Raw genomic sequence first — 12,684 nt, 5'->3', positions numbered from 1 at the left:
AGTATTTATCGATTTTGAGATTTTGGTTTATTGGGTGCTTCTTCCAACTCTTTGAGTAACTTCTTTAGCGCCTTAATGCGTGCGTCATTCTTTGATAGAAAACTGGAATAATCATCAACAGGATAATTGCGCTGATGAGGGTTTGTTTTTGCTTTCTTATTAGCCATAAAATCATCAATTCACTTTCTTACAATCAAAAGTAAATACCACGCAAGCAAGCCCGGAATTTGCTACCGGAACACGAATGATACAAGCTGCAAAAGCACCGGATCATTTATGATACAAACAGAGAAACAGGTGCTACATTACCTGCACAAAAAAACTACATATCTCATTATGTGGCTCTTGTAAATATTTAACCGAGTACTTCAGAATTTATTGAGGAATGCGACCAAACCAACATCGGTATTAGTAAGATCCAGTTTTTTTCGCAAACGGGTGCGGGCCACTTCAATGCTTCGAATGGATTGATGGGTAATGGCCGATATCTCTTTCGAACTCATATTCAACCTAAGGAAGGCCGATAGTTTTACTTCATTAGGGGTTAAATCCGGAAACCGTTCTCTTAGCCTATCATAAAAATCGGAATGTACCTGATTAAAACGCAACTCAAACTCTTCCCAGATATCGTTATCGAGACTTTGTTGAAGCTCCACCATAATACTCTGAATCAGCTTTTGATTTTCGGGCTTAAAATTACCCAATGTATCCATTAACCTGTTTGACACCTCTTTGATGAGTTCATTCTTACGAACAAGATACATCACATTCGTCGTCAGCTCTTTTCTTTTAAGATGTAGGTCTTGCTCCAGATTAGCATTCTCCAGCTTCAGGTTCTTCTTCTCAAGCCGTATACGTTTTTCACGAGCTTTGGATAAAAAGTAAAGTAATAATAGGATGGCCGCCAGCACCAGTAATCCGGCACCTATGAGAATATATAAATACTGTTCCTTTTTTCGCTTTTCATCCCATTCCTTTTGCCGTTGCTGCAACTTAAAATCGAACTCTGTAGCCAGCCTCTGCTTTTCAGAATTCTGTATCAACAAGCTGTCATTATATTGATGATATAACTCAAAATAATCATACGTCTCCTTGTAAGACTCCCTGGATTTATAATACACCGATATGGTTTTGGCTGTTTCAGTAATTGACAACCAGGCATTAGCTTTTATACCAAAATCCAATGATATTTTGTAGGCATCTATTGCTTTGTCCTCCTGACCAGTTTCATAATAATATAATCCAAGCACGTAATAACTGGTTGCCAGGCCGCTATTATCATTTATCTGTTTGCGTATTCTAATGGACTCTGTAATAAATGGCAAGGCATCATCATGGCGGTCCATTTCTATGTACAAATCGCCAATATTCTTATTTATAACCCCAATGTGTTCATAGGCCTTATATGCAATTGCCACTTCAAGTGCATCTATATAGTACACTAAAGCTTGAGGATTATCATTTAATTCGTCGTACACATTGGCGATATTATTATAGATGCCAATAAAAATCTGTGGATACTGTTCATCCTCTATACTAATGGCACCAGCTTCAAATAATTCTTTTGCTTTATGAAAGTGTGTTAGTGCTTTATCGTATTGTTTGATTTGATAGTATATGGCACCAATATTAATCAGCAGACCAACATATTTAAAGCCTGCCTCCTGCTCGTTTAGCTGACACAGCTCCTTATTAAGATGACTTAAGGCTTCATTATACTTGCCTTGTTTGATTAATAAGTTAGATATAAATAAGTTGGTCTTGGAGTGTAGTTGCTCAATATTGTATTTGTCGGCAATCTCACGTACTTTCAGTATATAGTCATAACTTTTTATCAAGTCACTATATTCGTAGTAAGTCGCTAAATCCAAATAAAGTTCGCCCCGATTAAGCTTATCATCCTCATGTGCAAGAAGATTAATTAAACTGTCCAGTTCAGCATCCTGAGCCTTAATTGGGTGAATCGCAAGAAATAAAAATATTAGCCAAAGAGTTTGATACATGCTTATCATTCTATGAAGCAAAAGGTTTTATAGAGTAAAACCTGAATTAAAAGAGCTATCCATACATTATGTCGCTTATTGTGTTGATTTGCCAGACCACAATAATCTGATGATATTTTAAGGATATTATTTTAGTAAGTATAGCGGATGAAAATTACACCTTCACTGCACAATGCCACTTAATACAACTACTATAGCTAATATTTTACCACTCATTCAGGCTTTAATTAACCTACATTAGCACTACTCTTAATTGTTAAAACCTGTATTGATGACGATTACATTATCCCCAAAGGCCTTGTTATAACAAATAGTAGCGTGGGTAAACACGCAAGCCTATACCGATGAAAATGGAATGGTCAAACACTCCTGTCACTATAAGCACAACGAATGGACTTCTGCCGCCTGCAAGCCATTACCAGCAATAGGTGAAGATTGCTTCATCAAGCTGAAATACATATTCTATATGTTACCATTTTCCTAACCATACAAGAGGATGATTTGGTATTTTTGTTAGTTTTAGAGGGTGAAGTTGGGTAATAGAGTATCTCTAAATTATAAGCAGGATATTGATTAGTTAGGCCACATGTAATGAAAGTAACTACAATGTTTGAATCACCTTACATAAAAATCAACGAACATGGAATTGACTTTATAAAGAATTATCAGGTTGACAAGCACATTGACTATTGCGAAATAATCACAATCCATTTTAAAAAGGACATTTAATAAATAACTGGATTTTGTCACTAATTCTTTCTTTGTTGTTAATTGCTTATTCTTTAAAGTGGTTAATAAGCTCATTTATGACTTTTGAAATTCAGATCTTATCAGGTCCTAATGCGAGAGGATATTTAGCATTCAAATTTATTATTCCAATATTGCTTTTTATTGGTGGTTCAATATTGACATATTTGGCAACTAAGCGTGGTCCCATAATTTCGATATATACTAATCACAAGAGTTATAAAATACCTCCAATAGAATTTAAGAGAAGTGGAGCCTTAAATGACTTGATTGCATTTCTTTCTGAAAGAGTTAAACTAGTAAAACAACTATAATCATTTAGATCTATAAAGCACGACGGCCCAAATGGCCAAATAAATAATAAAATATTAATAACCGATTAAATATATTCAACCTCGCTGAGGTTGATTGGTCATTTACATTTCACTTATCTACAAATATTTATCTCCGCTGGAGATAATAAAACAACTTCGGAGAAGTTGAATATTTATAGAAATAATAAGCTACCCTATTAATAAACAATCCCAGCGGGATTGCATATCATATAGGCATTTCCACTTTTTTTTTACATTTTTAATCGGTCTGTAATGATAAAAAAACACCTAACAAAGTCGCAACCTTTGCTTACATGAAACAAATACTAGCTATATAAATTAGCCGCTGATAAAATGAAAGAAAGCCTGGAGAACATACTAAAAACTGTAAATATTCTGACCGATTCCGAAATATCGACCGGATTAGGCTACTTCGAAACCAAGTCATTTAAAAAAGGAGATATTTTAATGGAAGCCGGAAAGGTATGTACCTGGATGGGATATGTCAATTCGGGAGTTTTGAGGAATTATTACATCTCCAGCAAAGACGAAGAGGTAACCTACTGCTTAACTTTCCCAAATAAATTTATATCTGCCTTTTCTTCTTTTATCACTCAAAAGGAGACTTTCGAAAACATCCACGCACTAACCAATGTAGAGCTTCTGATTATCCCATACAATCAGTATTACGAATTGATGAATTCGAGCATAAACTGGCTGAAATTTTCAAGATTCGCCGCCGAACAATCATATATTGAAATGGAAAACCGATTACTTGCACTGCAAATGGAGTCGGCAAAAAAACGCTATGAAGACCTATTAAAGTATAATCCGGAATATTTGCAAAAAGTACCTCTAAAGTATCTTGCATCCTACCTTGGCATTACGCAAAGGCATTTAAGCCGCTTAAGAAAAGAGCTCTCCTTTTAGACATTTGTCCTTTCTGAATCATCTGCCGGCCAATACCTTTGTGCTTTATTCATATTCCAGGATTTAAATGATGAAGACAACAATAGTATTTGCCCATCCTTGGCACGGTAGTTTTAACAAAGCCATATTAGAAACAATCACTAAAAAACTGGATGCCAGCTCTAATGATTATCAGATTATTGACTTGAACAAGGATAATTTTAATCCGGTGCTTGAGGAAAAAGATCTTGCTCAATATTCAAAAGGTGAGACCACTGATAAATTAGTTCTCAGCTATCAGGAGGCTCTTAAGGATACATCTGAACTAATATTTATCTTTCCCGTTTGGTGGTATGATATACCTGCAATATTAAAAGGTTTTATTGATAAGGTCATGCTCAAAAACTTCTCGTATGTAGAAACTAAGTACGGCTTGAAAGGAATGCTTACTCACATCAATAAAACAACAGTAATAACTACCTCTGAATATCCAACCTGGTATCTTAAATTCTTATCAGGCAATCCGATAAAAGGAATATTTATAAACAAAACGTTGAAAGGTATTGGCCTTAAAAACATTAAATGGTTGAATAGTGAATATACCACATCGGGTAAAATTGAAAGAAGAAAGAAATTCCTGCAAAAAGTTGAGTCTATTTTTTAAAACGCCTTTTTGGCCTCATGCCTTTTGTAAGCATGTGAATTAATGGTTCAACCCGCAATATGCATAAGAAAATCTATTACGCATTTAAACTGCTTCAAATCAAAACACTTCGTTGCTTTACCTCAACTCTCCAGAACGATGCTATGCCTCGTTTCAGTAAAGCCTTGTTTTATTGCATTTTTAACGCTCATAACGAAGTTCTAATACATAATCCGGGTTAAAACTTGCTTAATATAAACCGTCAACCCATATCAGGGTTGTTTTCTCACCATATTTATAACCCCGCGCTTCGCACGGGGCTATTATTGTTAATGTCCTAAGGACATTTTTTTATCCCGAAGGGATTTAATTTTAATAGTGGGTATCCGAAAATCAAAAAATGATAATAACAAACTTATAATTCGTAAGAAAACACCTCTTCTCAATCCTCTCCTTGAAGGAGAGGAAGCCTCTACATAGAAAATATATAACCCTACACTAGAGACAGTTGCCTTTTTCTGATAATGTCACCTTCTCCTTGAGGAGAAGGCCGGGATGAGGTGATGAAGTTATAGATTAATTGTATAAAAATGTCTCTCTTCATTTTCGGACATCCTCATATTAATACATTAAAAACAGAACTCCGGAGTGGGTTCAACTATTGATTCGCATAAATTGATTGCTTTTACAGCTTGTGCCTCGGCACTCTAATACATTTACTTAGCAAAGTCTGCAACTACAAAAACAAAAAAAATCTGCACCCTAAATAAAGGATGCAGATTTATATTTAGTACTGCTACATTCTTATCGAGCCCGTTTGTATTGCGGCTTGTCAGGGTTAAAAAAGTCATTGTACTCCTGAAAAAATTCAACACCTAAAAGCTCAGGTAAAGCAGCCAGTCCCAGTAGCATGCAGGCATAATCAACACCTTCTACCTTCGATGGTCGCCAGTTTAAATCACTGTAACTGTATTTCCACAAAATATAATCGCCACCATCGGATATACCTTCACGTGCCGGCAGAGTCATCTTACCCAATCCACGTGGATCGCGATACATCGCAATTAAATCCTTGCGAACCAAATCGGGCAATACCGGCGAGTAGCCCGCCATGGCACTCAATGCTACATTTTTGCCCTTATTCCGGTCGCGATTGGTGCCAATGTGCTCAATACGACAAATACGATCAACGGTATAGCCCTCGTGCAATGCGCCATCACGATCGCGCAAACCAACGCCGGCTGTGGTACCCCATTCGTAGGGTTGCAATCCCATTGGCTTTAAGTCATCACGGTCGTTCCACCAGGCACGGTCGGCCAAAGCCGCCTGCCTCATCGCCTCCTGGTACTTTTCGCTGGTGGTAAATTCGTTCACAAATAAATAATTGAACATGAATGTGAAATTCGAGGTAAACTCTTTCGAAACCGCATGATCAGTCATCACATGGTACGCTTCGCCCGACTTTGATGTGTAGGTAGCTGTAGGCAAACCATCTGGGTTACCATACCATTTATCCCACAGTTTATTGGCCGGTGCATTCTTCTTTTTCGCCTGATTCTTAGCCAGCCAGGCCACCACCATGTATTCATTATAAGGCAATGTATAGCTGTTAACGGCGGGTCCTTCCTTGGTCATCTTTAGGGCAATCTGTCCTTTTGTCCAGTCGCCGATAAACTGCGCCTGATCCACTAAATTATACAACTCATCCACATAGGCCCCAAGCTGTTCATTATGGTTAAAATAGCGCTTGGCAAATAAGGCCCCGGATATCATCAGATCGGTATCAATAGGGCTCCAGTCCTCGCCAATGGCTTTACCGGTGTTGATATCAAAAAAATGGATGAAGCAGTTTTGTGCTGTCCGTTCGAGGCGTATCCCCTGCTCGTTATGTCCCAAAACCGATTGCAAGGTTTCGATAATTTCCTCTTCAGCTGTGTTGGTCCAGCCCATTTCGCTGGCCACACACTGCGCTACTAGTCCCATGCCAATATTAGCTGCCGAGCCACGATTGGTCTCTCCATGCGTACTGACATAATCGTGGTACAAGCCGTTATCGGCTCTTAACATTTGGTAGAACTTTACCGTATTGTGCAACAGTTTTTCCAGAATTTGGTGATCTGTTTTTTGTGCATTACCCGTTAGCAGGCCTAAACAAGCAATCAGTGATACTATTAATTTCTTCATATAACTTATTTGTTAATGTAATTACTTAACCAGTATGGGAGCACTCTGCTGCGAGATACCGTTCTCATTGAAGGCTTCAATGGTGAAATAGTAGGATGTGCCTTTATCCAGCGAAGGAATTTTATGCACATTATTATCGTATACCAACCACGAGTGGTACAGCTTATCAGGTGCAATACCCCAGCGAATGTTATATCCCTGTGCTCCCTTTACCTTATCCCAGCTTAGCTCGGCATCACGGCGATCTTTATCGCGACTGATGTTCAAGTTCTTCACCTTAGCCGGCCTTTTACCATCTCCTAAGCCAAAAACACGAATCTCTGACATCGCGAAATTATTGCCGGGCACCTCAATGTTGTTATACCGAACATATTTAGCTCTTACCGGCATGTTGAGCGGGATGTATGCATTTGGTGTATCTTTAAAGCTGTTGCTTCTGTCCACAATGGTTTCCCAGTTTTTGCCATCTACAGAGGCCTCTATGGTATAACGATGACGTAATCCTTCGGTACGTGTGTAGATACCCGCTTCGTGATCATGGAAATTGAGCTGTATGGCATGGATAGTGCCCATGTGGTTCATCTCTATCTCCACCCATTGGCTATTGTCATTAGCACTGGCCACCCAGTAAGATTTCGGACTTTCATCGGTTAACACCTCCGATAAGATGCGGCCATCGGCGGTGTATTCTCTGCCCATCTCTTCAATATCAAAATCGCCATCGGTTGCCGTGCTCTTCTTAATCTGCAGTTCAGATGTGGATACAGTCGTTTTGCCTTTGTAAGATAGCAACATCCATCCGTTATGCTCACCTGCTTTAGTTGGGTGACTGGGTGCAAAGCGCGGATAATCGCCATAGTGGGTATTGCTGTGCATGATACCTTCCTGGTCGAAATAGGTAGGGAACATACACAGGCGGCGTTCCCAATGTGAGTTGGAGGCCAGGGCCATGGTGGCAAAATGCCAATACTGATCATTGGTAGCTTTCAAAGTCATCCCGTGGCCGGCACCATTGGCGAAGCCGCCCGGCTTAAAGCTTATCGGGTTACCTTCCATATATTCAAACGGGCCTTCAGGCGATTCGCCAATATAAGCACCATCGGCATACACATTAAATTGCGTACCCGGTGCCGCATATTGCAGGTAGTACTTACCATTATGCTTGGTCATCGACGCCCCTTCCATGTAGCCCTCTTTTATGGTTGGATGAAAGTTATTTTCGCCAAAGCGTTCCCAGCCATGCTCCTCTTCATTTAGGTTAATCAGCTCCTTGGGCTCACCAATCTGCAGCATCCGATCATCTTTATTGAGTTGTTTCACCTTTATAGGATACACGTTGGATGAGCCCCAGTACAAATAGGTTTTTCCGTCATCATCGATAAATAATTCCGAATCCTGAATGTTATTGGTAATGGAAGCGGTTGGTGTCCACTTGCCTGATTTTGGATCATCAGTATACAATATACTACCGTAGCCGGCCGGGTTTCCGGCAAAATAAACCACGGAATCTTTATAATTAAAAGCAGTTGGTGCATTAGAACCTTCGAAGAACCATTGTGCCGGTTTAATAAACTCCCAGTTGACCAAGTCTGTTGAATGCCAGTAGCCAAAAGAACGCGTTACAAACATGTAATATTCGCCCCTGAACTCAATAACAGCCGGATCGGCTCCTGAGCGATACGATATATTCTTAGCCGAATTATAAACCATGTAGGTATAATCCAAATCGATTGGATTACAGTAGGTCTGCGGCTGCACATCCTGAGCTGACACCTTGAAATGTAGGAGCATCAGTACGATTACTGTACTGATTGTTATTAGTCTTTTCATATTTCATCTTGGTTTTAATTGTTATAAACAGAAGCTCACTCTTTAATACCTATTTCAAATACTTATCCGGCACCTGATATTTAAGTATTAAACTATCCAGTTGGGCGTGCAAAGTTGCTCTTACATCAGCATAGTTTACATCATCATACACATTATTCATTTCGCTCGGATCCTCCTCTAAATCGTATAGCTCCCACTCATTATCCTGATAAAAATGAATCAGCTTATAGCGAGCTGTTTTCACGCCGTTATGTGCTTTGACACTGTGAAAACCCGGATACTCATAGTAATGATAATAGAGCGACTGGCGCCATGGTTCATCTAACTCCTCACCTTTCATTAACGGATAAAACGATTCGCCCTGCATTTCATCGGGTATCTCCACATCGAGCATATCCAGAAACGAAGGTGCAAAATCGATATTTTGCGTTAAAGCAGCGATGGGCTCTGGAGAATGTCCTACCTGCGGGTGCCTGATAACAAGGGGCATTCGGAATGATTCTTCGTACATCCAACGCTTATCAAACCAGCCATGCTCACCTAAAAAGAAGCCCTGATCGGAGGTGTACACAATGATGGTATTATCCAAAAGCCCTTTTTCTTTCAGGTACTCGTAGATTTCACCAACGCTGTCGTCCACCGAGCGCACACAGGCCAGGTAATCCTGCAGATAGCGCTGTAATTTCCAGACTGCTTTTTCCTCGTCTGTTCTTTCGGTCAGATAAAAATCATTATTGCGTTCGCGGTAAGCCTCCAAAAAGCGTTGACGTTCATCATCGGTCATTCTGCCAAAAAACACTTGTGGCCAGCGGTCGTACAATAAGGTATCGCTATCAATACCAGTCACCATTTTCAGGTCGTGCCCCTCGTAGGCATGCTGAAAGATATTCATCTCCTGACCAGCCGCTGCAATGCGTTTGTCATAATTATCGAAATAATTATCGGGCACCGGAAATTCGACATGCTCGAACAAACGATAATACTTTTCGGCCGGCACCCAGTTACGATGGGGTGCTTTATGCTGCATCATCAGGAAGAAAGGCTCACTTTGGTCGCGCTTTTCCAACCAGTCAATGGTCGATTCGGTAATTAGTTCGGTAACATAGCCCATCTCCTGCTGAATGGTATCCTTCGTTATAAAATCAGGGTTATTATACTCGCCCTGATCGCTTAATATTTTGTAGTAATCAAATCCAACCGGATCGGTGTTTAAGTGCCACTTGCCGATGACTGCCGTTTGATAACCATTTTTTTGCAGAATATTAGGAATGGTTAGCTGGTGACCATTAAACCTGGTACCATCGTTTTTCATAAAACCGTTGGCATGCGAATGCTTTCCAGTTAGAACGGTTGCCCGGCTCGGGCCGCAAATAGAATTGGCACAATAGTTTTCGAGAAACAGGGTTCCTTCATCGGCCAAACGATCGATGTTAGGCGTTGGAGCCAGTTTGGAGATAGGATGACCATAGGCACTGAGGGCCTGCATGGCATGGTCATCGGTCATAATAAATAAGATATTGGTTGGCTTATTATTAGCCCCGGTATTAGTGCTGGTGCACGAAGTCAAAATCTTTCCGGCCAGTAAAAGGAATAATATTTTAAAAAGTAGTCTCATGTAGTTAAGTTTTATGCCTTGATTACGGGTTTTCGGATAAGCAGTAAAGGGAATGAAAGCACCCCCGAAGGGGTGCTTTCATGATTAGTTATAGGTGAACCTTGTATGGTTACTTTCATCATCGGAGCTGGTGGCAATCCATAGATTAAAATCACCAGCTTCAGCTATTGGCTGCATATCAACCCCTAAGAACTCAATAGTTTTTTCATCAATTGTAAACTCCACGGTTGTTGATTCACCCTTTTTAAGCGCTATTTTTTCAAAACCTTTCAGCTCTTTCACAGGTCGTGTTACCGATGCTGTAATATCCTGAATATATAGCTGTACTATTTCTTCACCGTCGTAGTTACCGGTGTTGCTAATGTCGATTGTTGCCTTAATGGCACCACCTTTAGAGAAGGTCTTGTTATCCAACTTCAGGTTGCTGTATTCGAAAGTTGTATAGGATAATCCGTGACCAAACGGATACAATGGTGAATTGGCAACGTCGATGTAAGACGAGCGGTAATCGGCAGGATGTGCATCGTCAAACGGACGCCCTGTGTTTTTCACATTGTAATGGATGGGTATCTGTCCAACATTGCGAGGGAATGTCATCACCAGCTTGGCAGATGGGTTATAATCGCCCGATAAAACATCAGCCACCGCATGGCCGGCCATTAAACCAGGATACCAGGCCTCCACAATGGCATCTACATTTTCAGCCTCCCATGATAAATCAAGCGGACGACCATTAAATACCACCAAAACAATTGGCTTGCCAGTCTTCTTCAGCTCTTTCAATAATTCGCGCTGGTTACCCGGCAAGGTAATATCGGTGCGCGATGCCGCCTCGCCCGACCAATGGTAATTTTCGCCCATCGCCACTACAATTACATCGCTGTTACGCGCTACATTTACAGCTTTGGCAAATCCGCTCCTATCCGGCACATTCACGGTTGATACCTTTTGGGTTTTACGGTCGATAAGAGGTAAATCTGTTCCTTTGGCGTAGGTAAATCTCACGTTCGAATCAGCATATTTGGCATCCAAACCTTCTTTCAGAGTAACTGATTTACTGCGATCGCCTTTAATGGCCCACTCTCCATTTAAACTCTTACGCTCATTAACAAAAGGTCCTATAAGAGCTACGCGCTTCTTGTCTTCTTTCTTAAGTGGCAACACATTATTCTCATTTTTCAGCAGTACAATTGAATTTTGAGCTGCCTCCTGAGCCAATTGAATGTATTCCTCATTCATTACCACTTCCTTTTCGCGCTCCACATCGCAATAGCGGAAGGGATCGTCGAACAGCCCCAGTAAGAACTTCATCTCGAGGATGCGCGCCACAGCGACATCCACCTGGTTTTCAGAAACACTTCCTTCTTCAACCAGTTCGTGTAGGTGCGTAACAAAAGCCTCACTGATCATATCCATATCAATGCCAGCATCCAGACTCAACTGTGCTCCATGCTTTAAATCCTGGGCATAACCGTGGGCAATCAGTTCCAATATGGCCGTATAGTCGGTCACTACCAATCCGTTAAAACCCCATGAGTTACGAAGAATATCGGTATACAAATGTTTATTGCCGGTACAAGGAATACCATTTAGATCATTAAAAGCGGTCATAAACGAACCAACACCTTCGTCGATAGCCGCCTGGAACGGCGGAAAAAAAGTTTCATTCAAACTACGCTCCGAGATATCAACCGTATGGTAATCGCGTCCGGCCTGCCCGGCTCCATAGCCCACAAAGTGCTTAGCGGTGGCTATCAGCGTATTGTTTTTATTCAGATCAGTATAATCATTAATGCCCTGAAAACCTTTAACACGCGCCCTGGCTACCAATGATGCCAGGTACACATCTTCACCGGCTCCCTCCATAACACGGCCCCAGCGCGGATCAGTTGACATATCAATCATAGGTGCAAAATTCCAGGCTACACCCGATGCCGTTGCTTCGTCGGCTGCTGCCCTGGCGGTTCGCTCCATCAAATCCAAATCCCATGAACAGGCCTCTGCCAAAGGAATAGGAAAGGTTGTTTCCAAACCATGAATCACATCGGCAGCAAACAACATGGGGATTTTCAGGCGTGAGTATTTCAGGTTTTGCTCCTGTAACATCTGCACATTCTCCGCACCAAAGGCGTTGAATGTACTCCCAATCATCCCTCTCTTAAGGTATTCGCCCGATTGATTATCTGCCACCTCACCAGTTGGTGCAAAATTGGCGGAGTATTGATTCATCTGCCCTATTTTTTCTTCCAGTGTCATCAATGACAACACTGAGTCGACCTTAGCCTCAATTAAGGGGTCGCCACTGAAGCTTTTCCAACCGGGCACCTTGGTGCCACCTGCATCAGAGCAGGCAGCCAATGTACTTACAAACAAAGCCATTGCGCCCAATTGCATCATATTTTTTTTCACCTTTCCCATTAACTCTATATTTTAATGTGC

The 12,684-nt window shown here is 40.9% G+C and carries 8 protein-coding genes; 2 read left to right on the top strand and 6 right to left on the bottom strand.

Annotation, left to right across the window (positions count from 1 at the left end; genetic code table 11):
* Positions 1 to 5: 5 nt before the first annotated feature.
* The gene (locus KEM09_RS02040) at positions 6 to 167 is read right to left on the bottom strand and encodes a hypothetical protein (protein WP_212224673.1); all 162 of its coding nucleotides are present in this window, start codon (positions 165 to 167) and stop codon (positions 6 to 8) included.
* Positions 168 to 368: 201 nt separating this feature from the next.
* Complete coding sequence (locus KEM09_RS02035; RefSeq protein WP_212224664.1) at positions 369 to 2,003, bottom strand: tetratricopeptide repeat protein; 1,635 nt, start codon at positions 2,001 to 2,003, stop codon at positions 369 to 371.
* A 1,415-nt stretch (positions 2,004 to 3,418) separates the two neighbouring features.
* Between KEM09_RS02035 and KEM09_RS02030 the strand changes: the two genes are divergently transcribed.
* Positions 3,419 to 3,994, top strand: a complete 576-nt coding sequence (locus KEM09_RS02030; protein WP_212224662.1) for a Crp/Fnr family transcriptional regulator — start codon at positions 3,419 to 3,421, stop codon at positions 3,992 to 3,994.
* A gap of 67 nt (positions 3,995 to 4,061) precedes the next feature.
* The gene (locus tag KEM09_RS02025) at positions 4,062 to 4,637 is read left to right on the top strand and encodes an NAD(P)H-dependent oxidoreductase (protein ID WP_212224660.1); all 576 of its coding nucleotides are present in this window, start codon (positions 4,062 to 4,064) and stop codon (positions 4,635 to 4,637) included.
* A gap of 783 nt (positions 4,638 to 5,420) precedes the next feature.
* On the opposite strand, the gene KEM09_RS02020 is transcribed toward KEM09_RS02025, so the two are convergent.
* The 4 genes from KEM09_RS02020 to bglX all read right to left on the bottom strand — a co-directional run bounded on the left by KEM09_RS02020 (position 5,421) and on the right by bglX (position 12,663).
* Positions 5,421 to 6,800, bottom strand: a complete 1,380-nt coding sequence (locus KEM09_RS02020) for a hypothetical protein (protein ID WP_212224635.1) — start codon at positions 6,798 to 6,800, stop codon at positions 5,421 to 5,423.
* Positions 6,801 to 6,821: 21 nt separating this feature from the next.
* Complete coding sequence (locus tag KEM09_RS02015) at positions 6,822 to 8,630, bottom strand: family 43 glycosylhydrolase (RefSeq protein ID WP_212224633.1); 1,809 nt, start codon at positions 8,628 to 8,630, stop codon at positions 6,822 to 6,824.
* 49 nt (positions 8,631 to 8,679) lie between these two features.
* Complete coding sequence (locus tag KEM09_RS02010; RefSeq protein WP_212224626.1) at positions 8,680 to 10,245, bottom strand: sulfatase family protein; 1,566 nt, start codon at positions 10,243 to 10,245, stop codon at positions 8,680 to 8,682.
* Positions 10,246 to 10,329: 84 nt separating this feature from the next.
* Positions 10,330 to 12,663 (bottom strand): beta-glucosidase BglX, encoded by a 2,334-nt coding sequence (gene bglX, locus KEM09_RS02005; RefSeq protein WP_212224624.1) that lies wholly within the window; start codon positions 12,661 to 12,663, stop codon positions 10,330 to 10,332.
* Between the last annotated feature and the right edge of the window lie 21 nt (positions 12,664 to 12,684).

The sequence above is a fragment of the Carboxylicivirga mesophila genome, assembly GCF_018271975.1.
GTDB classification, from domain to species: domain Bacteria; phylum Bacteroidota; class Bacteroidia; order Bacteroidales; family Marinilabiliaceae; genus Carboxylicivirga; species Carboxylicivirga mesophila.
Note: the sequence above shows the minus strand (reverse complement) of the source record. Positions and strands in the feature narration are given on the sequence as shown.